Origin of the sequence: Streptomyces sp. NPDC014623, assembly GCF_043088245.1 — a bacterium.
Lineage (GTDB): Bacteria > Actinomycetota > Actinomycetes > Streptomycetales > Streptomycetaceae > Streptomyces.
On sequence record NZ_JBIBZU010000020.1, the window covers coordinates 61,495 to 87,395 of the forward strand.

General features: G+C 69.9%; 24 protein-coding genes, 1 pseudogene and 1 riboswitch. Of the genes and pseudogenes, 11 read left to right on the forward strand and 14 right to left on the reverse strand.

The genetic code is table 11. The features are described 5' to 3' along the window. The first annotated feature begins 1 nt into the window (after position 1). From ACF1FZ_RS27520 to ACF1FZ_RS27530, 3 genes are all read left to right on the forward strand, one after another. Entirely contained in the window at positions 2-994 is a 993-nt protein-coding gene (locus ACF1FZ_RS27520; protein WP_391776145.1) for a tetratricopeptide repeat protein, read from the forward strand. 81 nt (positions 995-1,075) lie between these two features. After that, complete coding sequence (gene def, locus ACF1FZ_RS27525; protein WP_391776080.1) at positions 1,076-1,714, forward strand: peptide deformylase; 639 nt, start codon at positions 1,076-1,078, stop codon at positions 1,712-1,714. A 199-nt stretch (positions 1,715-1,913) separates the two neighbouring features. Beyond that, positions 1,914-2,651, forward strand: a complete 738-nt coding sequence (locus ACF1FZ_RS27530; RefSeq protein WP_391776081.1) for a D-Ala-D-Ala carboxypeptidase family metallohydrolase — start codon at positions 1,914-1,916, stop codon at positions 2,649-2,651. A gap of 21 nt (positions 2,652-2,672) precedes the next feature. Here the strand turns inward: ACF1FZ_RS27530 and ACF1FZ_RS27535 are convergent, their stop codons facing one another. Beyond that, positions 2,673-3,647: a GlxA family transcriptional regulator gene (locus tag ACF1FZ_RS27535; RefSeq protein WP_391776082.1), complete on the reverse strand. Its 975-nt coding sequence runs from the start codon at positions 3,645-3,647 to the stop codon at positions 2,673-2,675. A gap of 81 nt (positions 3,648-3,728) precedes the next feature. Between ACF1FZ_RS27535 and ACF1FZ_RS27540 the strand changes: the two genes are divergently transcribed. Further along, a complete protein-coding gene (locus tag ACF1FZ_RS27540; RefSeq protein WP_391776083.1) occupies positions 3,729-3,941 on the forward strand; it encodes a hypothetical protein in 213 nt (70 codons plus the stop codon). Between the two features lie 3 nt (positions 3,942-3,944). Here ACF1FZ_RS27540 and ACF1FZ_RS27545 read toward each other — a convergent pair whose 3' ends face one another. The 6 genes and pseudogenes from ACF1FZ_RS27545 to ACF1FZ_RS27570 all read right to left on the reverse strand — a co-directional run bounded on the left by ACF1FZ_RS27545 (position 3,945) and on the right by ACF1FZ_RS27570 (position 11,128). Next, on the reverse strand, positions 3,945-4,961 hold the full coding sequence (locus ACF1FZ_RS27545; protein WP_391776084.1) for a ribonucleotide-diphosphate reductase subunit beta: 1,017 nt from the start codon (positions 4,959-4,961) through the stop codon (positions 3,945-3,947). Beyond that, positions 4,961-7,357, reverse strand: a complete 2,397-nt coding sequence (locus ACF1FZ_RS27550; RefSeq protein WP_391776085.1) for a ribonucleoside-diphosphate reductase subunit alpha — start codon at positions 7,355-7,357, stop codon at positions 4,961-4,963. The genes ACF1FZ_RS27545 and ACF1FZ_RS27550 overlap by 1 nt, the downstream gene beginning before the upstream one ends. Positions 7,358-7,493: 136 nt before the next feature. Further along, positions 7,494-7,624: riboswitch (cobalamin riboswitch) on the reverse strand. A gap of 49 nt (positions 7,625-7,673) precedes the next feature. Next, positions 7,674-8,144: pseudogene (locus tag ACF1FZ_RS27555) on the reverse strand (GNAT family N-acetyltransferase); the annotation flags it as partial. Positions 8,145-8,300: 156 nt separating this feature from the next. Next, a complete protein-coding gene (mctP, locus tag ACF1FZ_RS27560; protein WP_391776086.1) occupies positions 8,301-9,935 on the reverse strand; it encodes a monocarboxylate uptake permease MctP in 1,635 nt (544 codons plus the stop codon). Beyond that, positions 9,932-10,144, reverse strand: coding sequence for a DUF3311 domain-containing protein (locus tag ACF1FZ_RS27565; protein WP_391776087.1), 213 nt, complete (start codon positions 10,142-10,144; stop codon positions 9,932-9,934). The genes mctP and ACF1FZ_RS27565 overlap by 4 nt, the downstream gene beginning before the upstream one ends. A gap of 219 nt (positions 10,145-10,363) precedes the next feature. Then, positions 10,364-11,128: a GntR family transcriptional regulator gene (locus ACF1FZ_RS27570; RefSeq protein WP_391776146.1), complete on the reverse strand. Its 765-nt coding sequence runs from the start codon at positions 11,126-11,128 to the stop codon at positions 10,364-10,366. A 288-nt stretch (positions 11,129-11,416) separates the two neighbouring features. Here ACF1FZ_RS27570 and ACF1FZ_RS27575 point away from each other — a divergent pair, with 288 nt between their 5' ends. The 4 genes from ACF1FZ_RS27575 (at position 11,417) to ACF1FZ_RS27590 (ending at position 16,259) form a co-directional block, all read left to right on the forward strand. Then, positions 11,417-12,715 (forward strand): sugar ABC transporter substrate-binding protein, encoded by a 1,299-nt coding sequence (locus tag ACF1FZ_RS27575; RefSeq protein ID WP_391776088.1) that lies wholly within the window; start codon positions 11,417-11,419, stop codon positions 12,713-12,715. A 124-nt stretch (positions 12,716-12,839) separates the two neighbouring features. Further along, positions 12,840-13,856: a carbohydrate ABC transporter permease gene (locus ACF1FZ_RS27580; RefSeq protein WP_391776089.1), complete on the forward strand. Its 1,017-nt coding sequence runs from the start codon at positions 12,840-12,842 to the stop codon at positions 13,854-13,856. After that, on the forward strand, positions 13,853-14,725 hold the full coding sequence (locus tag ACF1FZ_RS27585) for a carbohydrate ABC transporter permease (protein ID WP_391776090.1): 873 nt from the start codon (positions 13,853-13,855) through the stop codon (positions 14,723-14,725). Before ACF1FZ_RS27580 ends, ACF1FZ_RS27585 begins: the two co-directional genes overlap by 4 nt. A 10-nt stretch (positions 14,726-14,735) precedes the next feature. Then, on the forward strand, positions 14,736-16,259 hold the full coding sequence (locus ACF1FZ_RS27590; RefSeq protein ID WP_391776091.1) for a glycoside hydrolase family 3 protein: 1,524 nt from the start codon (positions 14,736-14,738) through the stop codon (positions 16,257-16,259). A gap of 69 nt (positions 16,260-16,328) precedes the next feature. Here the strand turns inward: ACF1FZ_RS27590 and nagB are convergent, their stop codons facing one another. After that, entirely contained in the window at positions 16,329-17,114 is a 786-nt protein-coding gene (nagB, locus tag ACF1FZ_RS27595; RefSeq protein WP_391776147.1) for a glucosamine-6-phosphate deaminase, read from the reverse strand. A gap of 528 nt (positions 17,115-17,642) precedes the next feature. Between nagB and ACF1FZ_RS27600 the strand changes: the two genes are divergently transcribed. Continuing rightward, positions 17,643-19,109: a sensor histidine kinase gene (locus ACF1FZ_RS27600; protein ID WP_391776148.1), complete on the forward strand. Its 1,467-nt coding sequence runs from the start codon at positions 17,643-17,645 to the stop codon at positions 19,107-19,109. A gap of 202 nt (positions 19,110-19,311) precedes the next feature. On the opposite strand, the gene ACF1FZ_RS27605 is transcribed toward ACF1FZ_RS27600, so the two are convergent. Together ACF1FZ_RS27605 and ACF1FZ_RS27610 are read right to left on the reverse strand one after the other, a co-directional pair. Next, positions 19,312-19,569, reverse strand: coding sequence for a WhiB family transcriptional regulator (locus ACF1FZ_RS27605; RefSeq protein ID WP_003953983.1), 258 nt, complete (start codon positions 19,567-19,569; stop codon positions 19,312-19,314). A 320-nt stretch (positions 19,570-19,889) separates the two neighbouring features. Further along, on the reverse strand, positions 19,890-20,858 hold the full coding sequence (locus ACF1FZ_RS27610) for a diacylglycerol/lipid kinase family protein (RefSeq protein WP_391776092.1): 969 nt from the start codon (positions 20,856-20,858) through the stop codon (positions 19,890-19,892). Positions 20,859-21,006: 148 nt separating this feature from the next. On the opposite strand from ACF1FZ_RS27610, the gene ACF1FZ_RS27615 reads away from it, so the two are divergent. Further along, positions 21,007-21,456, forward strand: coding sequence for a hypothetical protein (locus ACF1FZ_RS27615; RefSeq protein WP_391776093.1), 450 nt, complete (start codon positions 21,007-21,009; stop codon positions 21,454-21,456). A gap of 27 nt (positions 21,457-21,483) precedes the next feature. Here ACF1FZ_RS27615 and ACF1FZ_RS27620 read toward each other — a convergent pair whose 3' ends face one another. From ACF1FZ_RS27620 to ACF1FZ_RS27630, 3 genes are all read right to left on the reverse strand, one after another. Then, entirely contained in the window at positions 21,484-22,449 is a 966-nt protein-coding gene (locus ACF1FZ_RS27620; RefSeq protein WP_391776094.1) for an RNA polymerase sigma factor SigF, read from the reverse strand. Further along, the gene (locus ACF1FZ_RS27625; protein WP_014154139.1) at positions 22,446-22,859 is read right to left on the reverse strand and encodes an anti-sigma regulatory factor; all 414 of its coding nucleotides are present in this window, start codon (positions 22,857-22,859) and stop codon (positions 22,446-22,448) included. Before ACF1FZ_RS27625 ends, ACF1FZ_RS27620 begins: the two co-directional genes overlap by 4 nt. A gap of 230 nt (positions 22,860-23,089) precedes the next feature. Then, complete coding sequence (locus ACF1FZ_RS27630) at positions 23,090-23,350, reverse strand: UBP-type zinc finger domain-containing protein (protein WP_391776095.1); 261 nt, start codon at positions 23,348-23,350, stop codon at positions 23,090-23,092. 35 nt (positions 23,351-23,385) lie between these two features. Between ACF1FZ_RS27630 and ACF1FZ_RS27635 the strand changes: the two genes are divergently transcribed. After that, positions 23,386-24,987 carry a Na+/H+ antiporter gene (locus ACF1FZ_RS27635; RefSeq protein ID WP_391776096.1) on the forward strand — a complete coding sequence of 534 codons (1,602 nt, stop codon included), beginning with the start codon at positions 23,386-23,388 and terminating at the stop codon, positions 24,985-24,987. On the opposite strand, the gene ACF1FZ_RS27640 is transcribed toward ACF1FZ_RS27635, so the two are convergent. After that, a complete protein-coding gene (locus tag ACF1FZ_RS27640; protein WP_391776097.1) occupies positions 24,963-25,898 on the reverse strand; it encodes a 1-aminocyclopropane-1-carboxylate deaminase/D-cysteine desulfhydrase in 936 nt (311 codons plus the stop codon). The genes ACF1FZ_RS27635 and ACF1FZ_RS27640 overlap by 25 nt on opposite strands. Positions 25,899-25,901: the final 3 nt, after the last annotated feature.

A 25,901-nucleotide genomic window follows, 5' to 3' on the forward strand; every position in this document is an offset into this window, starting at 1 on the left:
CGTGAGGATCTTCGGGAAGGTACGGCATCGGCCGTCCGCCTCTTGGCGGCAGGCCACGGACCGCGCGTTCACGCTGATCGGCGACGGCCGGTACGAGGACGCGGGGGCCCTGCTGACACGCGCGGCGGACCTGGAGCCCTGGCTCTCCGAGTCCTGGTTCAACCTGGCGCTGCTGCACAAGTTCCGGCACGACTGGGAACAGGCGAGAGCCGCCGGTCTGCGCGCCGTGGCCCTGCTCGACCGGGAGTCCGGAGCTCCGGACTGGTGGAACGTCGGGATCGCCGCCACCGCGCTCCAGGACTGGCCACTGGCGCGGCGGGCCTGGCAGGCCTACGGGCTGAGGGTACCGGGCAGTGGCCAGCACACCGCGGTGGCCAACAGCGAGCCGACGGGCATGGAGCTGGGCAGCGCGGCCGTGCGGCTCTCGCCCGAGGGCGAGGCCGAGGTCGTCTGGGGCCGCAGGCTCGATCCGGCGCGGATGGAAGTGCTGTCGATCCCGCTGCCGTCCTCGGGGCGGCGCTGGGGGGAGGTCGTCCTGCACGACGGGGTGCCGAACGGCGAGCGGGTCACGGCGGCCGGACCGTCGTACCCGGTCTTCGACGAGATCGAGTTGTGGGCGCCCTCTCCCGTCCCCACCTGGGTGGTCCTCCTGGAAGCCGCCACCGAGGCCGACCGGGACGCGCTGGAGCAGCTCGCCTCCGACGCCGGATTCGCCGCCGAGGACTGGTCGTCCTCCGTCCGGCTGCTCTGCCGCGCCTGTTCGGAGAGCAGGATGGACAGCGACGAGGGCGACGGTGAGCATCTGGACCCGCACGACCACAGCGAGCCCGGCCACCCCGGGCCCCTGGGCCACCGCACTGCCGGTGACCTGTGGGTACCCGAGCGTGAGTGCGGAATAGCGGCCCCCGCCGGGCTGGTGCGCGGCCTGCTGGACGGCTGGGTGGCGGACAGCCCGGACAGCCGTGAGTGGCGGGATCTGGAGGAAGTCTGCTGAGCGGTGCCCGTAGGCTGTACGGGCACCGATTGCGGTGCGGGTACTCACGGGTTCAGGTTTGCAGGAAGGCGTACGGCGGACATGTCGCAGCAGGAGACGGACGAGCAGAGCGGTGTGGACGACGAGGGGTTCCTCGTGGACACCGAGGACTGCGAGGCGCGTGAGGCGGCGCACCGGGAGCGCGGCACCTCCCGCCCGATCACGGTGGTCGGCAACCCGGTTCTGCACAAGGAGTGCAGTGACGTCACGGAGTTCGACGACGAGCTCGCGCAACTGATCGACGACATGTTCGCCAGTCAGCGGACGGCGGAGGGCGTCGGCCTGGCCGCCAACCAGATCGGTGTGGACCGCAAGGTCTTCGTCTACGACTGTCCGGACGACGACGGGGTGCGGCACGTAGGTGCGATCTGCAACCCGGTGCTGGAGGATCTCGCGCCGGAGCAGCGCAACCTCGACGACTCCAACGAGGGCTGCCTCTCCGTGCCCACGGCGTACGCCTCGCTGCCGCGCCCCGACTACGCGGTCGTGCGCGGCCAGGACGCCCGGGGCAACGCGGTGAAGGTGCGGGGCAGCGGCTACTTCGCGCGCTGCCTCCAGCACGAGACGGACCACCTGTACGGCTACCTCTACATCGACCGGCTCTCCAAGCGGGACCGCAAGGACGCGCTGAAGCAGATGGCGGAGGGCACGCCCCGCTACGAGGTCGTCCCGAACGACTGATCCCCGTACGGAGGGGCCCGCCGTGCGCGGGGCCCCTCCTCCGCACACGGTGGTGCGGGGCTCCTGCGCACGGCGGTGTGGGAGAGGACGGAGGTTTCGTCAACCGATGTTTCCCGGTGCGTGGTTGACGCGCGTCGACCCGTCCGCCAGGCTCGTCCTCACACCTCACCTCTACGCCTCATCGTGCAGGGAGATCCCCATGCTCAGACGTACCGCACATCTGCTGCTCGGCCTTGTCATGACCATGGCTTTCGCTGTCGGTGGTGCAGTCGTCACCGCCGGTACCGCGCAGGCCGACGGTTGCTTCACCTGGACCCGCACCCTGGCGCCCGGCGCCACCGGCAACGATGTCACCCAGCTCCAGATCCGGGTCGCCGGCTACCCGGGGTACAACTCCGTACTGGCGGTCGACGGTTCGTACGGCCCCGCCACCACGGCCGCGGTCAAGCGCTTCCAGTCCGCGTACGGCCTCACCGCGGACGGCGTCGCCGGGCCGGCCACGCAGTCCAAGCTCTACGCGCTCCAGGACGACGACTGCACCCCCGTCAACTTCACCTATGCCGAGCTCAACAAGTGCAACAGCACCTGGGCGGGCGGAGCGGTCGCCGCGGGCACGGCCAAGGCCAACGCCCTGAGCAGCATGTGGAAGCTGCAGGCCCTGCGGCACGCGCTGGGCGACCAGTCCCTCCGGGTCACCAGCGGCTTCAGGTCCACCTCCTGCAACTCCGCGGTCGGGGGAGCCTCGAACAGCCGTCACCTCTACGGTGACGCCGTGGACCTCGGTGCCGGACCGCACTCGCTGTGCACCATCGCCAAGCAGGCCCGTAACCACGGCTTCAACGGCATCCTCGGCCCGGGTTACGCCGGCCACAGCGACCACATCCATGTGAACCAGGGGCCGAACCACTTCTGGTCGGCCTCCGGCTGCGGAATCTGACGTACGCCGGGGGCCGCCCGGTCAGGCCGCCTCGGTCATGCCGGCCGGCCCCCGGAAGGCGCGGCGGTAAGCGTTCGGGGTCGTGCCCAGTGAACGTACGAACTGATGACGCAGCGCGGCCGCGTTCCCGAAACCGGTCCGCCCCGCGACCGTGTCCACGGTCGCGTCCGAGGTCTCCAGCAGGTGCTGGGCCAGCAGCACGCGCTGCCGGAGCAGCCAGCGGTACGGGGTGGTGCCGGTCTCCTGCTGGAAACGCCGGGCGAAGGTCCGGGGCGACATATGAGCCCGGTCGGCCAGCTGTTCGACGGTCATCTCCTGGTCGAGGTGGCGTTCCATCCAGGCGAGGGTGTCTCCGACCGTGTCGCACCGGGTGCGCGGCAGCGGACGCTCGATGTACTGCGCCTGGCCGCCGTCCCGGTGCGGAGGGACCACCATGCGACGGGCGATGGCGTTCGCGGCGGCGGGGCCGTGCGCCTGACGGACCACGTGCAGAGCGGCGTCGATACCGGCGGCCGTGCCTGCCGACGTGACGACCGGGCCCTCGTCCACGTACAGCACGTCCGGCTCCACACGGGCCGTCGGAAAGCGGCGCGCCAGCTCGTCGGAGTGCCGCCAGTGGGTGGTGCACCGGCGGCCGTCCAGCAGTCCTGCCTCGCCGAGGACGAAGGCGCCGGAGCAGACGCTCAGCACCCGTGCCCCGCGCTCGACCGCCCGGCGCAGGGCGTCCAGGGCCTCCTTCGGGTACGTCCGCTCCACGAAGTGGCTCCCGGCGGGTACCGCGATGAGGTCGGCCTCCTCCAGGCGGTCGAGGCCGTGGGGAGTGCTGATGGAGAATCCGGCGTGCGTCCGGACAGCCGTGCCCTCGGCGGACACGACCGCGAAGTCGTGGACCGGTAGCCCCTCGTCGGAGCGGTCCAGCCCGAACACCTCGCACAGGACGCCGAGTTCGAAGGGGTTGACCTCGTCGATCAGCAGGGCGGCGACATTCTTCAGCATGACGTCAGTGTGGCAGCAATTCGAGGGTGAGTGACAGTCCTGCCACTGCCGGAATCCGGCCGTGCGGACGACAGTGGAGCCATGAACACATTCATGCACTACCTGGCCGTAGCCGTACTTTTCGCCCTCGTCCTGCTGCCCGCGCTCGTCGGGCTCGCCCGGGAGCGCCGGATCGACCGTGAGCTGCGGGTCGCGGCACGGCGCAGGGAGGCCGCACCCCCGGAGACGGCGGGCGCCGCGCAGCCGGCCAGGGCCGCACGACGCCCGTACCTCAGGGCCTGGGCACGGATCTAGGGTCTAGAAGTCGTCGTCGAACCCGACGGACCCCTCCACCGCCACCTGGTACGCGGAGGGGCGGCGCTCGAAGAAGTTGGTCAGCTCCTGCACCCCCTGGAGCTCCATGAACGAGAACGGGTTCTCGGAACCGTAGAGCGCGGGGAAGCCGAGCCGGGTGAGCCGCTGGTCGGCGACGCACTCCAGGTACTGGCGCACCGACTCGGTGTTCATCCCCGGCAGACCCTCACCGCACAGGTCGCGGCCGAACTGCAGTTCCGCCTCGACGGCTTCCTTCAGCATGTCGGTGACCTGCTGCTGGAGGGCGTCGTCGAAGAGGCCGGGCTCCTCCTTGCGGACCGTGTCCACGACCTCGAAGGCGAAGTTCATGTGCATCGTCTCGTCACGGAACACCCAGTTGGTACCCGTGGCCAGACCGTGCAGCAGACCGCGCGAACGGAACCAGTAGACGTACGCGAAGGCGCCGTAGAAGAACAGCCCCTCGATGCACGCGGCGAAGCAGATCAGGTTGAGCAGGAAGCGCCGGCGGTCGGCCTTCGTCTCCAGCCGCTCGATCTTCTCGACCGAGTCCATCCACCGGAAGCAGAACTGCGCCTTCTCCCGGATGGAGGGGATCTCCTCGACCGCGTCGAAGGCCGCCGCGCGGTCCTCCGGGTCGGGCAGGTAGGTGTCGAGCAGCGTCAGGTAGAACTGGACGTGCACGGCCTCCTCGAACAGCTGACGCGACAGGTAGAGCCGGGCCTCGGGGGAGTTGATGTGCTTGTAGAGCGTCAGCACCAGGTTGTTGGAGACGATCGAGTCACCCGTCGCGAAGAAGGCGACCAGCCGGCCGATCATGTGCTGCTCACCGGGGGACAGCTTGGCGAGGTCGGCGACGTCGGAGTGGAGGTCGACCTCCTCCACGGTCCAGGTGTTCTTGATCGCGTCCCGGTAGCGTTCGTAGAAGTCCGGGTAGCGCATGGGGCGCAGGGTCAGTTCGAAGCCCGGGTCGAGCAGGTTCTTGTTCTCGGTCGTGGTCATTACTGGCAGGCCTCGCAGGACTCGGGGTTTTCGAGGGAACAGGCGATCGCGTCCGCGTCGGGGGCAGGTGCCTGCTGCACGGGGATCGAGGCGGCGGCGGCGGCCGTGCCGGACGCCGCGCGGGCGATCCGGGTCGCGGGGCGCGAACGCAGGTAGTACGTCGTCTTCAGCCCCTGCTTCCAGGCGTACGCGTACATCGAGGAGAGCTTGCCGATCGTCGGCGTCTCCAGGAACAGGTTCAGTGACTGGCTCTGGTCGAGGAAGGGCGTACGGGCCGCCGCCATGTCGATCAGGCCGCGCTGCGGGATCTCCCACGCCGTGCGGTACAGCGCCCGCACGTCCTCAGGGATCCAGGCGAAGCCCTGTACGGAACCGCTCGCCTCGCGCAGCGCCTCGCGGGTCCGCGCGTCCCAGACGCCGAGCTTCTTCAGCTCGTCCACCAGGTAGGCGTTGACCTGGAGGAACTCCCCGCTGAGGGTCTCGCGCTTGAAGAGGTTGGAGACCTGCGGCTCGATGCACTCGTACACCCCGGCGATCGAGGCGATCGTCGCCGTCGGGGCGATGGCGAGCAGCAGGGAGTTGCGCATCCCGCTCTTCGCGACGCGGGCCCGCAGCGTGTCCCAGCGCTCCGGCCAGTTCAGCTCGGTGCCGTAGTGGTCCGGGTGCAGCACGCCGCGGGCGGCGCGGGTCTCGGACCAGGCGGGCAGCGGACCGGACCTTTCCGCGAGGTCGCAGGACGCCTCGTAGGCGGCGAGCATGATCCGCTCGGAGATCCGGGTGGACAGCGCGCGGGCCTCGGGGGAGTCGAACGGCAGCCGCAGCTTGAAGAAGACGTCCTGCAGGCCCATCGCGCCCAGGCCCACCGGGCGCCAGCGGGCGTTGGACCGGCCGGCCTGCTCCGTCGGGTAGAAGTTGATGTCCACCACGCGGTCGAGGAAGGTCACCGCCGTCGTGACGGCGGCGTCCAGCCGCTCCCAGTCGACGGTGCCGTCGGCGACGAACGCGCCGAGGTTGACCGAACCGAGGTTGCAGACGGCTGTCTCGCCGTCGTCGGTGACCTCCAGGATCTCGGTGCAGAGGTTGGAGGAGTGCACGACGCGGCCCGGCTCCGCGGTCTGGTTCGCCGTGCGGTTGGAGGCGTCCTTGAACGTCATCCAGCCCTGCCCGGTCTGCGCGAGGGTCCGCATCATCCGCCCGTACAGCTCACGGGCCGGCAGGGTCTTGCGGGCGAGCCCCTTCGCCTCGGCGGCGCGGTACGCGGCGTCGAACTCGTCACCCCACAGGTCCACGAGTTCGGGGGCGTCGGCCGGGGAGAACAGCGACCACTGCGTGTCCGCGTCGACGCGTCGCATGAACTCGTCCGGGATCCAGTGCGCCAGGTTGAGGTTGTGCGTACGCCGCTGGTCCTCGCCGGTGTTGTCGCGCAGTTCCAGGAACTCCTCGATGTCCGCGTGCCAGGTCTCCAGGTAGACGGCGGCGGCTCCCTTGCGGCGGCCGCCCTGGTTGACCGCGGCGACCGAGGCGTCGAGCGTCTTCAGGAACGGCACGATGCCGTTGGAGTGCCCGTTGGTGCCGCGGATGAGGGAACCCCGGGCGCGGACACGGGAGTAGGAGAGCCCGATGCCGCCCGCGTGCTTGGAGAGGCGCGCCACCTGGTGGTAGCGGTCGTAGATCGAGTCGAGCTCGTCCAGCGGCGAGTCCAGCAGATAGCAGGACGACATCTGCGGGTGGCGGGTGCCGGAGTTGAAAAGGGTGGGGGAGGAGGGCAGGTAGTCGAGCCGGCTCATCAGGCCGTACAGCGCGGCCACTTCCTCCAGGGCGCGCTCGGAGGTGTCCTCGGCGAGCCCGGCGGCGACGCGCAGCATGAAGTGCTGAGGGGTCTCGACGACCTCGCGGGTGAGCGGGTGGCGCAGCAGGTAGCGGCTGTGCAGCGTCCGCAGCCCGAAGTAGCCGAAGCGGTCGTCGGCGCCGTCGGCGAGCGCCTGGTCGACCAGTGCGTCGAGGGCGGCGGCGTGCAGTGTGACGAACTCCGCCGTACGGTCCGCGATGAGGCCCTCACGGTGTCCGACGGCGACCGACGAGGAGAAGGAGACGGCACCCTGGCCGGCGGCCTCGTCCGCGACGGCCCGGGTCAGCAGCCGGGCGGCGAGCCGGGAGTAGGCCGGGTCCTCGGAGATCAGTCCGGCGGCGGCCTCGATGGCCAGCGAGCGCAGTTCGGCCTCGTCCGACCGCGCGCTGCGGCCGCGCAGCGCGGCTGCGGCGACCCGTCCGGGGTCGGTGTCGGGCAGATCGGCGGTGAGGCCGGTCAGGGTCCGCAGCAGGGCGGTCCCGGGCGCGTCGGTCGTACGGCCTTCGGATTCCGCGGCTGAAACCGGGTCGGCTGGCGCGATGGTCACTGGGGCTATCCCTCGCTCGGCTCAGGGCCTGCGGGAGCGGGGCAGCCGGGCACGGCGGCGCCCGGGGACGGACAGCACGGCGCACGGCGTCCACCGGCCCTCCGCGGGGCCCGGACGTCTCGGCGTCCGGTTCGGTCGAGCCGGACGCACTGTCGACAGGTCTTCGGACTTCGGGGTGCGGACAAGCACACCGATCACACCGTTGCGGGACAGTTCCGGATTCGCACCGGATTCCCCTGTGACGACAGCGAAGTTGAGCATACATGTGGGGGCTCCTGATTGAAGAAGCCCCCACATGTTGTGTCGGAGTAGGCCAGAGCTCCAGCTGGTATGTCAGGAGCGGGACGTTCGGCAGAGGGCACCGGTCCGGCTCCGGGGTCCGTACGAGGCCGAGGCGCCGGTAGATCCTGTGGGCGCCCCGCATGGTCCGCTGCGCCCGGAGGACCAGCCCGGAGAGCCCTCCGGCGGCTCACGCCCGGTCGACGCGGGCCCGTACGAGCGCCTCGTCCGCCCCCCGCCCACGGGCCTCCGGCGAGACGGCCGGCATCCGGAACTCTGCCTCGTCCTCCTCGGCGACGTCCGTCCACGGTCTGCCGGGCGCCACGTAGGTGACGCCCCCCAGCAACCGGCCGTCGGCGTCCAGCACCTCGGCCGCCCGCCGCTCCACGGCGTGCGGCTGTTCCGGACAGGGGTCGCCGGCGCCGAGGTCCAGGAGCCCTTCCACGAGGTACGCCTGTGCGGTGATCTCGCCCAGAGCCTCGAACCGAGCGGGCGGGACCGGCCTGATCGATACGTCCGTGGGCGGCGGTCTGCCGCAGGCGCAGGGCTCGGCGCGCCCCCGTTCCGGGCGGCGGCGTCCCACGGGGCCGCCGCCCGGAACGGCGCCGTCCCGGCAGGGAGACCCCTGCCGGGACGGCGTCACGCTCCGGAGCTGCCGTGGGGGTCAGTGACCTCCCGGCGCACCCGCCGTGGCCGGCGGAAGCTCGGCCTTGACCCCGGGGTCGCCGACGTCCGCCGTGTAGTCGGACGGAGAGGTCTCGTCCACACCGGAGGGGGCCTTCAGCGCGTTGAGGACGAAGGTCAGCACCACCACGACGACGAGGTTCAGCACGAACGCGGTGAGACCGATGTAGCCGATCTCGCCGATGCCCGGTATCTCCTTCGAGGACCCGCCGAAGTGCTTCTGGGTCGGGCTGGCGACGCCGTAGGCGGCCACCGTGCCGTAGATCATGCCGACCGCCCAGCCCGCGATCAGGGCCCAGCGGTGGAACCAGCGGGTGAACAGGCCGCCCACCAGGGCGGGCATCGTCTGGAGGATCCAGATACCGCCCAGCAGCTGGAAGTTGATCGCGACGGTCTTGTCCATGGTGAGGACGAAGGCGAGCGCGCCGACCTTGACCAGCAGCGAGACCAGCTTGGAGACCTTGGTCTCCTGGGCCGGGGTCGCGTCGGGCTTGATGAAGTCCTTGTAGATGTTGCGGGTGAAGAGGTTCGCCGCGGCGATCGACATGATCGCGGCCGGCACCAGGGCGCCGATGCCGATCGCGGCGAAGGCCACGCCCGCGAACCAGTCGGGGAACATGTTCTCGAACAGCTGGGGAATCGCGAGCTGTCCGTTGTCCACCTTGATCCCGGCGGCGATCGCCATGAACCCGAGCAGGGCCAGCAGACCCAGCATCAGCGAGTACAGCGGCAGGATCGTGGTGTTGCGCCGGATCACCTCACGGCTGCGGCTGGAGAGCGTCGCCGTGATCGAGTGCGGGTACATGAAGAGGGCCAGTGCCGAGCCCAGAGCCAGGGTGGCGTACACCCACTGGCCGGAGGCGCCGGGCGCGAGCCCGGCCACCGGTTTGCCGGCCGCCTCGTTCGCGGCGGAGAACTTCTCGCCGGCCGCGGCGAAGATGTTGTCGAACCCGCCGAGTTTGATCGGGATGTAGATGATCGCCACGGCGATGACGAGGTAGATCAGCCCGTCCTTGACGAACGCGATCAGCGCGGGCGCGCGCAGCCCCGAGGAGTAGGTGTACGCGGCGAGGACGGCGAACGCGATCAGCAGCGGCAGATCCTTGATGAACCAGTGCGTGGTCTCGCCGCCGCCGACGCCCATGACGTCCAGCACCGCCTGGATGCCGACCAGCTGGAGCGCGATGTACGGCATCGTGGCGAGGATGCCGGTGAGGGCGACCGCCAGCGAGAGCCCTTTGGACCCGAAGCGGCCGCGGACGAAGTCCGAGGTGGTGACGTAGCCGTGCTTGTGCGAGACGGACCACAGGCGCGGCAGGAAGGTGAAGATCAGCGGATAGACGAGGATCGTGTACGGGACGGCGAAGAAGCCCGCCGCGCCCGCCGCGTAGACCGCTGCGGGCACCGCGACGAAGGTGTACGCCGTGTAGAGGTCGCCGCCGAGCAGGAACCAGGTGACCCAGGTGCCGAAGGACCTTCCACCCAGGCCCCATTCGTCGAGGCTGGCCTCGTTCTCTGCCTTGCGCCAGCGCGCGGCCATGAAGCCGATGACCGTGACGGCCAGGAAGAAGAAGATGAACACGGCGAGTGCGACGCCGTTCACGCCGTCCTTCATGCGGACGCACCCCCCTTGCGGGCACGCTGGTCACGCTGCCACAGTTTGTACGCGATCATGGTGAGAGCGGTCGAGATGAGCACCCAGAGCATCTGGTACCAGTAGAAGAACGGGATGCCGATGAAGGTCGGTTCGATCTTCGCGTACGAACTGACCCAGAGCATCGCCACGAACGGGGCGATCAGGCACAGCGCGATGACCACCCTCATGGGTGTCACGGTCGGTGGTTTCGCACCGGATTCTTCTGGCATGTGGTGGCTCCGTCCCCTCGCTGATCACCTGGTGCAATGCGCAGGAAATCTAAGCGAGAGTCCCGGCCACCGTCACCCCCGTCCGCATTGCGGTCCTGCAACGGTCCGCTGGTGCCCGAAATGCCTGATCCCCCCGCGTGCGCAGGGGGATCGGGGTGCCGGGTGCACGGAAACGTCTCAGTCGGCGGGACGCTTCAGGCGTGCCAGGAATTTGTACCGGTCACCCCGGTACACCGAGCGCACCCACTCCACCGGTTCGCCGTCCCCGTCGATCGAGTGGCGCGACAGCATGAGCATCGGAAGGCCGACGTCCGTGCCGAGCAGCCCCGCTTCGCGCGGGGTGGCGAGCGAGGTCTCGATGGTCTCCTCGGCCTCGGCGAGCCGGACGTCGTACACCTCGGCCAGCGCGGTGTAGAGAGAGGTGTACTTCACCAGTGAACGGCGCAGCGCGGGAAAGCGCTTGGCCGAAAGGTGGGTGGTCTCGATGGCCATCGGCTCCCCGCTGGCGAGCCGGAGCCGCTCGATCCGCAGCACCCGGCCGCCGGCCGAGATGTCCAGCAGCCCGGCGAGCGTGCTGTCCGCCGTGACATAGCCGATGTCCAGCAGCTGGGAGGCGGGTTCCAGCCCCTGGGCACGCATGTCCTCGGTGTACGAGGTGAGTTGCAGGGCCTGGGAGACCTTCGGCTTGGCGACGAAGGTCCCCTTGCCCTGGATGCGCTCCAGCCGGCCCTCGACCACCAGCTCCTGGAGGGCCTGGCGCACCGTGGTGCGCGAGGTGTCGAACTCGGCTGCCAGGGTCCGCTCGGGCGGCACCGGGGTGCCGGGCGGCATGGTGTCCGTCATCTCGAGGAGATGGCGCTTGAGCCGGTAGTACTTCGGGACGCGTGCGGTACGCACACCCGCACCGGTATCGGTCGTACTGCTGCCCCCGTCGGCACCCATGGCCCGCCTTCCCGACTGCTGCGTTGCTGCCGTCACCGGCTCCTCCGTCTGTCGCGGCTCACATGGTGGCACGGTCCGGTCACGGGTCGTCGCCCTCCCTCAGGTGTCGGTCCGGTAACGGACGCGAGTGCACTTCTTATACACCCTTGACACCCCTAAAGGTCTAGGCCAAGCTCCCCGTACTGGTCTAAACCATTAAAGACCAAGGTCCCAGCCCCACAGGTAGCGCCAGGCGTACGTCTTCGCGGTGGGCGGGGGGGTTGCTGGTATCTCTGAGGAGGGTGTGGCATGAAGCGCAAGCTCATTGCGGCAGTAGGCGTCGCAGCGATGATGACCGGAATCGCGGCGTGTGGCGGGGACGGCAGCGACAACGCCTCGAAGGACCCGAAGGACCGCACCGAGAGCCTGACGGTCTGGCTCATGGTCGACGCGCAGAGCACCTGGCCGGAACTGGTCAAGGACGTCAACGCGCAGTTCAACAAGAAATACCCGAAGGTCAAGGTCGACGTCCAGTACCAGCAGTGGGCGGACAAGGCCAAGAAGCTCGACACGGCCCTCGGCGGCGACAAGTTCCCGGATGTCGTCGAGCTCGGCAACACCGAGACGATGCAGTACATCCTCAACGGCGCCCTGGCCGAGATCGATCCCGAGAAGTACGACAACTCGGACACCTGGATCAAGGGTCTGAAGGACACCTGCACCTTCGAGGGCAAGCAGTTCTGCGTGCCCTACTACGCGGGCGCCCGTGTCGCGGTCTACAACAAGGACATGCTCAAGAAGGGCACCGGCAGCGACGCCCTCCCGCAGACCGAGGACGAGATGCTCGCCGCACTCGACAAGGTCTCGGCCGAGTACGCCAAGAAGGACAAGCGCTTCTCGTCCCTCTACCTGCCGGGCCGTTACTGGTACGCGGCCATGTCCTACGTCGCGGCCTACGGCGGCTCCATCGCCGAGTACGACGAGGGCGCGAAGGAGTGGAAGGGCAACCTCTCCTCCCCCGAGTCCCAGAAGGGCATCGAGCACTTCGTCAACCTGGTCAAGAAGTACAACAAGGCCGACCAGACGAAGGACGAGCAGGACCACGCCAACGTCATGGCCAACGAGAAGGCGGCCCTGATCTACGGCAACGGCTGGGAGGCCGGTTCCGTCGTCGACGGTGCCAACAACGGCAACCCCGAGCTCGAGGGCAAGATCGGCACGGCCGGTATGCCCGGTCCGAACGGCAAGGCCCTCCCGTCCTTCATCGGTGGTTCGGACCTCGCGGTGACCGCCAAGTCCGAGGTCGCCGACCTGGGCGAGGAGTGGGTCTCCCTCTTCACCAGTGAGAAGTCGCAGGAGGTGCTCACCTCCAAGAACATCCTTCCGAACAACGAGAAGCAGCTCGAGCCGCTGAAGACCAAGCCGGAGACGGCCGCCGTCGCCAACGCCGTGCCGGACGCCTGGTTCACGCCGATCGCGCCGGGCTGGACCTCCATCGAGAAGGAGGAGGTCCTGGAGAACATGCTCCTGGAGATCCTCAAGGGTGCCCCGGTGGCCGACGCCGCCAAGAAGGCCGACGGCAAGGTCGACGAGCTCATCAACAAGTAGCCCCGGGCCTTCGGCTCTCCAGGCGGGGGCCCGGCGGACACCGGGCCCCCGCCTCCCTTTTCTCAGGTAGAACGCCGTGATTCCCGGGTGCAGATCCCCGGAATCCCGATGGAAGGTCAGTCACGTGACTGCTGCCGACACCAAGGCCGCCGGTCCACCGGTCCCCGTACCGCGTGCCCCGGAGAAGACCGGGGCCTCACCCTCCGGGCAGGAAGCCGCCGGGCCGCGCCCGAAGAAGCGGCGGAAGAAGGGGGAACTCCTCCCCTACCTCCTGATCCTGCCGGCGATCCTGGCGATCGCCGCCGTCTACGTCTACCCGCTGATCAAGACCGTGATCATGTCCTTCCAGGACCTGGGGCGGGCGGCCCTCTGGGGCAACGGCGAGACCCCGTGGGTCGGCTTCGAGCAGTTCACCAACATCCTCGGCGACTCCGAGTTCTGGTCCGTCGTCGGCCGGACCGTCGTCTTCATGACCCTCTGCGTCGTGCTGACCATGGGTATCGGCCTGCTGATCGCCCTGATGATGCTGAAGCTCTCCACCTGGGTGCGGCTCGTCCTCACGGTGGCCCTGATCGCCGCCTGGTCCATGCCGCTGATGGTCGCCGCGTCGGTCTTCCGCTGGCTCTCCGACTCCGACTACGGCCTGATCAACACCCTGCTCGCCGACATCACCGGCGACGAGGACCGGTGGCTCGGCCACAACTGGTTCCTCGACCCCTTACAGGGCTTCGGCATCATCACGCTCCTGGTCGTCTGGGGCGCCATCCCGTTCGTCGTGATCACGATGTACGCGGCTCTCACCCAGGTCCCCAGGGAACTGGAGGAAGCGGCCGCCCTCGACGGTGCCACCGCGTTCGGTGTCTACCGCTACGTGACCTGGCCCGTCATCAAGCCGGTCTTCACGATGGTCGCCACGCTCTCGGTCATCTGGGACTTCAACGTGTTCGGCCAGATCTGGCTGCTGCGCGGCAACAAGCCCGAGCCCGACTACGAGACCCTCGGCCTCTACTCCTTCTCCAAGGCGTTCGAGTCCACCTCCTTCAGCCAGGGCAGCGCGATCGCACTGATCACCGTCCTGATGCTCTCCGGCGTCGCCGTGTACTACCTGCGCCAGCTGATCAAGACGGGAGAGGTCGAATGAGCGCCTCCACGCCCACCGAAGCACCTGCCCAGGTCCTGCGGCCCGACCGCAGGAGGAACCGCCTCGGCTACAACATCCTGGCGCTGGTCACGGCCGCCGTCATGGCCTTCCCGGTCTACTGGCTGATCGTCAGCTCGCTGCGCCCCAACCACGAGATCAGGTCCTACGACCAGACCCTGTGGCCGTCCTCCCTCACCTTCGACAACTTCGCGCGCGCGGTGAAGCAGGAGAACTTCGTCACGGCGATCCAGTCGAGCCTCATCGTCTCGGTCACGGCCGTCGTCGGCGGGATGATCATCGCGACCCTCGCGGCGCTCGCCATCGGGCGCTTCCGCTTCTTCGGGCGGAAAGCGCTGATGATGGTCATGATCCTGGTCCAGATGCTGCCGCCGACAGCGATGCTGATCCCGATCTACCTCCAGCTCAACGCCATGGGAGGCATAGACGAGTACTGGGGGCTCATCGTCGTCTACCTGGTGTCCACGCTGCCCTTCGCGACCATCATGATCCGCGGATTCGTGATCAACATCCCGGTGGAGCTCGAGGAGTCCGCGATGGTGGACGGCTGTACCCGTATGGGGGCCTTCCGCCGGGTGATCTTCCCGCTGCTGGCACCGGGGCTCGCGGCCGCGTCCATCTTCGCCCTGGTCAACGCGTGGAACGAGTACCTCTTCGCGTACATCCTGATCAACGACAACTCCAAGTACACGCTCAACGTGTGGCTGATGACCTTCACCACGGAACGCGGTACGGACTACGGCGCGCTGATGGCGGCCTCCACGCTCATCTCCATCCCCGTCGTCATCTTCTTCATGATCATCCAAGGGAAGATGGCCACCGGGCTCACCTCCGGCGCCGTGAAGGGATAGTGCGGCTTCCATGACCACTCTCGTACCCACCACGGACACCCTCACCCGCGACGCGCTCGCCGTCCTCCAACCGGGCTTCACCGGCACGAGCGCCCCCGACTGGCTTCTGCGCAGGGTCGGCGAAGGCCTCGCCTCGGTCGGAGTGTTCGGCCGGAACGTCCACACCCCCGAGCAGCTCGCCGCGCTCACCGCCCGGCTGCGGGCCGAGCGGGACGACATACTCGTCGCGATCGACGAGGAGAGCGGCGACGTCACCCGGCTGGAGGTCCGCAGCGGCTCGTCCTTCCCCGGCAGCCTCGCTCTCGGCTCCGTCGACGACGTGGACCTGACCAGGGCGGTGGCCCGTGAGCTCGGACGCCGGCTGGCCGAGTGCGGGGTCAACCTCAACTGGGCCCCGTCCGCGGACGTCAACGCCGATCCGGGCAACCCGGTCATCGGCGTACGCTCCTTCGGGGCCGACCCCCAGCTCGTCGCCCGCCACACCGCCGCGTACGTCGAGGGCATCCAGGCCGCAGGTGTCGCCGCGTGCGCCAAGCACTTCCCGGGGCACGGCGACACGGCGGTCGACTCGCACCACTCGCTGCCCCGCATCGATGTGGACCTGGACACCCTGCACGCCCGTGAGCTGGTGCCTTTCCGGGCCGCCATCGCGGCGGGTTCCAGATGCGTGATGAGTGCGCATATCCTGCTCCCCGCACTCGACCCGACCCGGCCCGCGACCCTGAGCCCGCAGATCCTCACCGGTCTGCTGCGCCAGGAACTGGGCTACGACGGGCTGATCGTCACCGACGGCATGGAGATGAACGCCATCGCCGGCACGTACGGCATCGAGCGTGGAGCCGTCCTCGCCGTCGCCGCGGGCGCCGACGCCATCTGTGTCGGCGGCGGGCTGTCCGACGAGGACACCGTGCTGCGGCTCCGTGACGCGCTGGTGACGGCGGTGCGGACCGGTGAACTGCCCGAGGAGCGGCTGGCGGACGCGGCCGCACGTGTACGGGCCCTCGCGTCCTGGACGCAGAAGGCCAGGGGGGCTGCCCCGGAACCGGGCGCGGACGCGCAGGAGGGGACCGCGCCCGGCTCCGGAGCCGGCATCGGACTGGTCGCGGCCCGCCGGGCCGTGACGGTCACGGGCACCGCCGAGCCGCTGCGCGAGCCGGCCTACGTCGCGGCGTTCACCCCGGTCGCCAACATCGCGGTCGGTGACGAGACCCCGTGGGGTGTCGCGGCCGAGCTGGCCCGGATCCTGCCCGGCACGGAGGCGGACACCTACCACGGCGGGGGCGCGCCGGCGGCTGCCGGGGTGCTGAGGGCGGCGGGGGAGCGGCGCATCGTCGCCGTCGTCCGTGACGCCCACCGGCACGCGTGGATGAGCGAGGCACTGGACGCCGTGCTGGCGGCACGTCCCGACACGATCGTGGTCGAGATGGGCCTTCCCGAGGCGCCGCCCCGGGGCGCGCCGCACATCGCCACACACGGCGCGGCCCGAGTGTGCGGGGTGGCGGCCGCGGAGGCGATCACGGGCACGGGTTCCTGAACCCCGGAGGGGGACGAGTGAGGGCCGGGCCACCGTCACAGGTGGCCCGGCCCTCACTCGTACGGAGCTCTACAGGCCCTGCCACCGCGGTTTCGCCGCATAGGTGGCACGGAAGTAGTCCGCCAGCTTCAGCTTCGATGCCGCCGCCTCGTCGACCACCACGGTGGCGTGCCGGTGCAGTTGCAGCGCGGACGCGGGCACGACCGAGGCGACCGGGCCCTCGACCGTCCTGGCCACCGCATCGGCCTTGCCCTCGCCGGTGGCCAGCAGGACCGGGTGGCGGGACTCCAGGATCGTGCCGATGCCCTGGGTGATGACGTGGCGGGGCACCTGCTCGATGTCGTCGTCGAAGAATCGCGCGTTGTCGATGCGCGTCTGCTCGGTCAGCGTCTTGATGCGGGTGCGGGAGGCGAGCGAGGAGCACGGCTCGTTGAAGCCGATGTGCCCGTCGGTCCCGATACCGAGCAGCTGGAGGTCCACGCCGCCCGCTTCGGCGAGCGCCTTGTCGTACGCCTCGCAGGCCGCCTGCACGTCCTCGGCGGCGCCGTCCGGGCCCATGAAGGACTTCTCGGACAGGCCGAGCGGCTCGATGACCTCGCGCAGCACGACCGAGCGGTAGGACTCGGGGTGGCCGGCGGGCAGCCCGACGTACTCGTCGAGCTGGCAGATACGGGCGTGCGAGGCGTCCACGGCGCCGGAGCGGACCTTCGCCGCCAGGGCCTGGTAGACGGGAAGCGGGGTCGAGCCGGTGGCGACGCCGAGCAGGGCGTCGGGCTTGCGGCCCAGCAGGGCGGCGATGGCCTCCGCGATGAGTTCGCCGCCTGCCGTGGCGTCCGGGACGATGACAACTTCCACGCTGTGCCTGCCGATCTGGAGAGTGGCGTCCATGTGGTATAGACCAATCTGGGACCCCAATCTAGCAGAAGGGCGCGGCCCGGGGGTGAACCGGTCGCGTGCGCGGCGCTGGTTGTCGCCCTGTCGGCGGACGGCCCGGGCGGTGGGGGAAAGGCCCCGGTAACACCCGCGGGCCGCGGCGCCGGGACGGGACCCTCGGCCCGTCCGGCACCGCAGCCCGGAGCTGCCTGGCCGGCGGTGTGCGGTGCCTCCGGCCACTGGAGGTTCCGGCGCGGTCAGGGCAGAGAGCGCCGGATACCTCGGTCCGCCCTCCTGTGCGGGGAGGGCGGAGGTCTGTCGCGCAGGGGATCAGGTCCTGCCCGTCATGTCCCTACGTGCTGCATTGTGGACTAGACCAATAGCCCGTGTCCATCAGTGGGCGCGGACATTCTCCCGCCCGGGACCGTCTCTTCACAATGGCACGTATCCGCGGGCCGAGCGGTTCGGAACCTCTCCGTCTCCACGGGTACGCTCGCACACGTGCCCTCCATGAACGACCTCGTCCGCCAGCACACAGCCCTGAGCGACACCGACCTCGAGTGGCTCCACCTGCTGGTCTCGGAGTGGCAGCTGCTCTCCGACCTGTCCTTCGCCGACCTCGTCCTGTGGGTGCCCACCCGCGACGGGACCCGCTATGTGTCCGTCGCGCAGATGCGGCCCAACACCGGCCCCACCTCCTACCAGGACGACATGGTCGGCCACCTCGTGCCGCGCGGCCGCCGACCGCTGCTGGACGCAGCCCTGGACGAGGGCCGCATCGTGCGTGAGGGGGATCCGGAGTGGCGGGAGGAGGTGCCCGTCCGGGTCGAGTCGATCCCCGTGCGGAGGGAGGACCGGGTCCTCGGGGTCATCGCCCGCAACACCAATCTCCTCACGGTGCGTACGCCGTCCAGGCTGGAGCTCACCTATCTCCAGTCCGCCTCCGACCTGGCGCAGATGATCGCCGCCGGTTCCTTCCCCTTCCCCGGCCAGCAGGTCGACATGGACGCGTCACCACGCGTCGGTGACGGCCTGATCAGGCTCGACGCCGACGGCGTCGTGCAGTACGCCAGCCCCAACGGCCTCTCCGCCTATCACCGTCTGGGCCTGGCATCGGACCTCGTCGGCCACAACCTCGGCGCGACGACGGCGGAACTCGCGCCGTCGCGTGGCCCGGTGGACGAGGCGCTGGTCAAGGTGGCGAGCGGGTACGCGCCCCGGGAGTTCGAGGTCGAGGGCGCGGGCGGGGTCATCCAGCTGCGCGCGATCCCGCTCAAGCCCAAGGGGGTGCGCATCGGTTCGCTGGTCCTCCTCCGAGACGTCACGGAACTGCGGCGCCGCGAGCGGGAGTTGATTACCAAGGACGCCACCATCCGGGAGATCCACCACCGGGTGAAGAACAACCTCCAGACGGTGGCTGCCCTGTTGCGGCTGCAGGCGCGCCGGATGGACTCGGAGCGGGGCCGTGAGGCGCTCAACGAGGCGGTGCGGCGCGTCGGTTCGATCGCCATCGTCCATGAGACGCTGTCCCAGAATCTGGACGAGCGGGTCGAGTTCGACGAGATCGCCGACCGGGTGATCGCGATGGTCGCCGAGATCTCTCCGGGTAAGGTCACCTGCCGCCGGGCGGGGCGTTTCGGGATTCTCGACGCGGAAGTGGCCACTCCGCTCTCGATGGTGCTCACCGAGGTGCTGCAGAACGCGCTGGAACACGCGTTCACCGTGTCCGAGCGCGGCACGGTGGAGGTGTCCGCGGTGCGCGGCGGTCCCCCGACCGAGGGGCGGCTGCTGATCACCGTGACGGACGACGGCCGCGGGCTGCCCGAGGGATTCGACCCCCAGCGGGCCGGCAATCTGGGACTGCAGATCGTGCGGACCCTGGTGGAGGGCGAGTTGGGCGGCACGTTCGGCATGGTCCCGGCCCCGGTGCGCGGTACACAGGTGGTGCTCGACATCCCCGTACGGAGCGACAAGTAGCGAGGGGGCGCGGGCGGCCGCGCCCCCTCGTCGCCCTTCACCGCCGCACGGCAGTGGGCCCGGACCGTGGTGACGGTCCGGGCCCACTGCGTGATGCTCACGGTGCGATGCGCTTCGGGGGTACTGCGCGCTGCGACTCGAAGGCGGGGCTGTGCGCACGCTCTGTACGCGCCGCCGGGCTGAGGCTTTGTGGGGGCGTCGGTCAGGCGCTGGCGTTACGCGCCCGGTTGCGAGCGGCGCGGCGCTTCATTGCGCGGCGCTCGTCCTCGCTGAGGCCACCCCAGACGCCGGAGTCCTGGCCGGACTCGAGCGCCCACTGCAGGCACTGCTCCATGACGGGGCAGCGACGGCAGACGGCCTTGGCTTCCTCGATCTGCAGCAGCGCAGGACCGGTGTTGCCGATGGGGAAGAACAGCTCGGGGTCTTCCTCACGACAAACGGCGTTGTGACGCCAGTCCATGGCTGCTACCTCTCCTTGGTATTACATGCTGGTGCTTGTGAATGTGAACGCTTTCACGAATCCCCCCGCAGACGAAGGTCCGACGCCCAGACGAGCTGGATGTGGCCCTGTTGTGGTGAGGAGGGGTTCTGGCTCTCGGCGGAGGCCGATGTTGCGGGCCGTCCTGATCGCCATGTAGAGATTCGCAAACCTCGGCGGCGGATACAACCCCTTCTGGAAAGTTTTTTTTGATTCCTCGGTGTCGACTAGGTCACAGCCGTACTTCTTAGGGGTGGGGGCCAGCCCAAACGTTCGAGTTAAAGGACTTTCGCCGCTTCCACTCACACAATCACACGCAGTGCACGGCGTACGCCTGTGAACGTCACGCTCGTACGCAGTCCCAGGTGGTCACCGTCCATCTGGAAGGGCAGTGGCGCCTTTGAATGCAAGGTGAAGTCCGTGAGGTCGTGCAGGGACACGGCGTGCTTGCCGCGCGGGCCCCTCTCCGGGCTCGAAGTGAGCAGCTGAGTGGCGTACCGGGTCACGGCGGCGGTGGTGAGGCGCTTCAGTCCGAGGATGTCCAGGCCGGTGTCGAAGGACGCCTTGGGTGCGGCGTACATCGGGCGGTTCCCCAGGTAGGTCCAGGGGGCGGTGTTGCAGATGATGGACAGTGCGAGGTCCGTGACCGGGTCCTGGCCGGGAACGTCCAGGGTGATCAGCCCGTTGCGCCGGTGCGGTTCCTCCATGAACTGCCGGAGGACCTGGCGTACGTACAGCGGATGCGTCGAGCGCTTTCCGCGTTCGCGTTTCTGTTCGACCCTGCCGAGGACGCCGGCGTCGAATCCGAGCCCGGCGCAGAAGGTGAACCAGCGTCCGGGAACGGCCTCGTCCGCGGTGCCCGGGGTGCCGACCGCGAGACCGAGACCGACCGTGCGCTCGCTGCGGTGGGCGAGGGCGTCCAGGATGGCGCCCGTCGCCTCCACCGCGTCGTTGGGGATGCCCAGGGCCCGGGCGAAGACATTGGTGGAACCGCCGGGAACCACGGCGAGGCTCGGCAGCCCCTCGGGGTCCGGGCCGTTGTGGAGCAGCCCGTTGGCCACCTCGTTGACCGTGCCGTCGCCGCCGAGGGCGACCACCAGGTCGATGTCGTCGGAATCGGCGGCCCGGCGCCCCAGGTCCCGGGCGTGCCCGCGGTACTCCGTGGTCACGGCGTCGAGCTTCATCTCGCTCGCGAGGGCGTGGATCAGCACGTCACGGGTCCGCGCACTGGTAGTGGTGGCAGCTGGATTGACCACGAGAAGTGCGCGCATGTCCGCCAGGGTACCTACCGCGCGGTACCGCCCCGAATTCCCGATCCGCCGGGTTCACGCGTGATCACGCAACGTGAACGGGTTCCGTGGGGTGCCCGCCGTGGACCCGGCTTCACGTCCGGCGGGCGGGGATGCGAATCTGAAAGGTGTGAGCACTCAGCAGAACGCGCCCTCTCCGCCGCCCTCGGCCGGCCCGGAGAAGCCGGGCCGGATCGCCGCCCTGGCCGCACTCAACGCGCTCGAAGGCGCGGCGCTCGCCGTCGGCGGGATCTACATGCTGGCCGTCGGGCTGTTCGGCCGGCCTGACAGCATCCAGCAGGCCGAGATGGGCGGGCTCACGCTGGTGGCGCTCGGCCTGATCCCCCTGTTCGCCGCCCGTGGGCTGCTGCGGCGGCGGAGCTGGAGCCGTGGCCCCGCGCTCATCACCCAGCTCATGGCGCTGCCGGTGGCCTGGACGCTGCTGCGCGCCCAGGGCGCCCTGATCCCCGCGGGCATCGTGCTCGCCGCCGTCGCCGTGACGGCGCTCGTGCTGCTGCTCAACCCCGCGACCACACAGGCGCTGGGGATCCGGGGGCCGCGGACGACCCCCGGCGCCTGACCCACCCGTCGTACCGCTCCTGCCCGGCTACTCCTCGACGAGCAGCCGCTCACGCAGCTGGGCCAGGGTGCGGGCCAGGAGACGGGAGACGTGCATCTGGGAGATGCCGACCTCCTGCGCGATCTGTGACTGGGTCATGTTGCCGAAGAAGCGCAGCAGCAGGATCCGCTTCTCGCGTGGCGGAAGGTCCTCCAGCAGCGGCTTGAGCGACTCGCGGTACTCGACGCCCTCCAGCGCCTCGTCCTCGGAGCCCAGCGTGTCCGCGACCGCCGGGGACTCGTCGTCCGTGTCCGGGACGTCCAGCGAGAGCGTGCTGTAGGCGTTGGCCGATTCCAGCCCCTCCAGGACCTCTTCCTCGGAGATGGCCAGGCGCTCCGCCAGCTCGTGCACGGTGGGGGAGCGGCCGTGCTGCTGGGAGAGCTCCGCGGTGGCCGTGGTCAGCGACAGCCGCAGCTCCTGGAGGCGCCGCGGGACCCGCACCGCCCAGCCCTTGTCCCGGAAGTGCCGCTTGATCTCGCCGACGACCGTGGGGGTCGCGTACGTCGAGAACTCGACGCCCCGGTCCGGGTCGAACCGGTCCACCGACTTGATCAGGCCGATCGTGGCGACCTGCGTCAGGTCGTCCAGCGGCTCGCCGCGGTTGCGGAACCTGCGGGCCAGGTGCTCCACGAGCGGCAGGTGCATCCGCACCAGCCGATTGCGCAGCTCGGCCTTCTCCGCCGACCCGTCCGGAAGTTCCCGGAGCTCGATGAAGAGCGCACGGGCCCCGCTGCGGTCGTGTGGATCGTGGTGACCGTGCTCGCTCATCCGGCCCGCCCGCTCCACCTGCGGCTGCTCCACCGAGGCCGGACGGTCCTGCGCGTCGTCCGCGCCGTCGTCCGCGCCGCCTTCCGGATGCGGCCGGGCCTGCTGCTCCGGGAGGGCTGCTGGGCGTACCGCCCCCGACCGGATCGTCTCGTCCCGCACAGGACCGTCCCCGTTCCCCTCGCTCACGCCGGCCCGGGTCCCGCGCCGCGCTGTTTGTAGAGGCTGATGCTGACCGTACGGTCGTCGGCGACCGTCGAGTCGACCTTGCCGGCCAGCGCGGAGAGCACCGTCCAGGCGAAGGTGTCGCGCTCAGGGGCGCGACCGTCCGTCGTGGGGGCCGAGACGGTCACCTCGAGGGAATCGCCGACGAGCCGGAAGACGCAGCTGAGGACGGAGCCCGGCACGGCCTGCTGGAGCAGGATCGCGCAGGCCTCGTCGACCGCGATGCGAAGATCCTCGATCTCGTCGAGAGTGAAGTCCAAGCGCGCTGCGAGGCCGGCCGTGGCCGTACGCAGCACCGACAGGTAGGCACCCGCAGCGGGCAGCCGGACCTCTACGAAGTCCTGGTTCCCGGGCTCGCCTGCGATCTGGGACACCCTCACCTCCAAGGTGGCACAAACTCGTTCGAGGCTCCGGGACGGGTGCCCGGGGCCGTGCGGACCGCCGTCGGTTCTGTGGTTCGGCGACGCTGTCGCGACCCATGATGCCGTGTCGCCGAGACCACAGCCTCACGATTACTCATGGTAAGCATATGAGTACACACAGTGGCTAGAGGTCTGCGGTGGTCAATTGCGAAGAACCGGCGCCGGTTTGACGTACCCAGACGTCAGACGATCGAACCGTCCGCGAAGCACCAACGCCAGCTCTCCGTGCATTCGAAACTGCGCATCACCGGATGACCGGTCGCCTCGAAGTGTGCTGTGGCGTGCTTCAGGGGCGACGAATCGCAGCACCCGACGTGCCCGCAGGCCAGGCAGAAGCGCAGCTGCACGGGATGGGTGCCGGCGGCCAGGCACTCCGGACAGGTCTCACTGAGCGGAGCGGGCTCGGGGCGCGGCAGTTCGGATACGTGGAGGCACTCACTCATGATGGTCACGTTACGTCGGATGTGAGGACGGTGGGATGGACGCATTGCCGCTGGTGGCGCTCGTCGCGGCAAGCGCGGCGGTCGCGGGCGCCGCCCGGCGGACGCCGGTGCCCGCGCCGCTGCTGCTGGTCGCGGCGGGGCTGCTGGCCTCGTACCTGCCGGGAGTGCCGAGTTACACCCTGGACGCGCACATCGTGCTGCCCCTGCTGCTCCCGCCGTTGCTGTACACGGCGGCGGTCGACAGCTCGTACCTCGATCTGCGGGCCGCCCTGCGGCCGGTCGCCCTGCTCTCCGTGGGGTACGTGCTCTTCGCGACGGTCGCGGTGGGGTGGCTGGCCTACCTCCTCGTGCCGGGTCTGCCGCTCACCGCCGCACTGGTGCTCGGTGCGGTGGTCGCCCCGCCGGACGCCGTCACGGCCGCGGCGATCGCCCGCAGGGTGGGCCTGCCCGCCCGGGTCACCACGATCCTCCAGGGCGAGTCCCTGGTGAACGACGCCACCGCGATCACCGCCTTCAAGGTGGCCCTCGCCGCGGCCGTCGGCGAGGGAATGAGCTGGGGAGCCGGGATCGGTGAGTTCGCGCTGGCGTCGGTCGGCGGCATCGGCGTCGGCCTGCTGCTGATGGTGCCGCTGCACTGGCTGCGTACGCACCTGAAGGAGGCCTTGCTCCAGAACACCCTGTCGTTGCTGATCCCGTTCGTCGCCTACGCGGCGGCCGAGCGGGTGCACGCCTCCGGCGTGCTGGCCGTGGTCGTCGTCGCGCTCTACCTCGGGCACCGTTCCTGGCAGGTCGATTTCGCGACACGGCTCCAGGAGGCGGCTGTCTGGAAGATGGTCGCGTTCGTCCTGGAGTCCGCCGTCTTCGCGCTCATCGGGCTGCAGTTGCCCTTCGTCCTCAAGGGGCTGGGTTCGTACGGCGTGGCGGAGTCCTTCGGCTACGGGGCTCTCGTGTTCGTGGCCGTCGTCGTGGTGCGTTTCGTCTGGGTGTACCCGGCGAGTTACCTGCCCCCGTGGCTCTCCAGGCGCATCAGGGAGCGTGAGGGGGCACCGCCCTGGACCTCGCCCCTGATCATCGGCTGGGCCGGGATGAGGGGCGTCGTCTCGCTCGCCATCGCCTTCTCCGTCCCCATGGTCACGCACGACGGGCAGGACTTCCCCGCACGCAACCTGGTGCTGTTCCTGACCTTCACGACCGTCATCGGGACGCTGGTCGTCCAGGGCCTCAGCCTGCCCCTCCTGGTGCGCGTACTGAAGCTCCCGCAGCGCAGCGAACGGGCAGGGACGCTGGCGGAGGCGCAGGCGCAGAGCGAGGCGTCCGCAGCCGCTGACGCGCGACTGGAGGAGTTGCTGGCCGACCCGCGCAACACACTGCCCGGCCCCCTCGTCCAGCGGCTGCGCGCCGTCATGGAGAGGCGCCGCAACGCCGTGTGGGAAAGGCTCGGCGCGGCCAACCCGGTCACCGGGGAGTCGGCGGACGACACCTACCGGCGACTGGCGAGGGACATGATCGCCGCCGAGCGGGAGGTCTTCGTGCGCCTCAGGGACGAGCGGCGGATCGACGACGAGATGCTGCGCGCCCTGCTGCGGCGGCTGGACCTGGAGGAGGCCGCCGCCTACCGGGAGCCGGACGGCGTGTGAGAGGGGTCCCGGCCGTCCCAGGGCCTGCCGGTGACGACCGCGGTGACCGTGGACCCCGGGGCGAACGCGCCCTCCCCGGCCAGCACGGTCAGCCCGTACAGGAGTTTGGCGACGTAGAGCCGCTCGACCGGCAGGCCGTGCCGGTCCTCGAAGTCGTCGGCGAAGGCGTGCAGCTCCGGAGTGGTCCGGGCGTACCCGCCGAAGTGGAAGCGCTCGTCCAGGGACCACCGCCCGGCGGGGGCGCCGAACGCCTCACGCTGCAGGCCGCGCACCGCCTCCCCCAGGAAGCCGCCCCGCAGGACGGGGACGCCCAGGGCGCGCTGTCCGGGGGCGAGTCCGGCGGCGAGCCCCGCCAGGGTGCCTCCGGTGCCGCAGGCGACCGCCACGGTGCCGGTCCGTCCGCGCAGTTCACGGCCGAGCTCTGTGCAGCCCTGTGCGGCGAGCGCGTTGCTGCCGCCCTCCGGGACGACCACACAGTCCCCGAAGAGGCTCAGCAGGCCGTCCAGGACCTCTGGGGTGGTCTTCGCGCGGTAGGTCGCGCGGTCCACGAAGTGCAGGCGCATGCCGTCGGCGGCACACCGGGTGAGTGAGGGGTTCAGCGGCCGGTGGGCCAGCTCCTCGCCCCGTACGACGCCGACGGTGGGGAAGCCCAGGAGGCGCCCGGCGGCAGCCGTGGCGCGGAGGTGGTTCGAGTAGGCCCCGCCGAAGGTCAGTACGGTACGGCCGGCGGCGGCCCGGAGATTGGGGGCGAGTTTGCGCCACTTGTTGCCCGGCAGGTCCGGGTGGATGAGGTCGTCGCGCTTGAGCAGCAGCGTCACGCCGTGCCGCGCGAAGCGTTCGTCCCCGGCCGGCTGCAGGGGTGAGGGGAGCACCGGCTGCAGCCGGGACAGGTCGGGCGCGTCGTCGTCCATGCC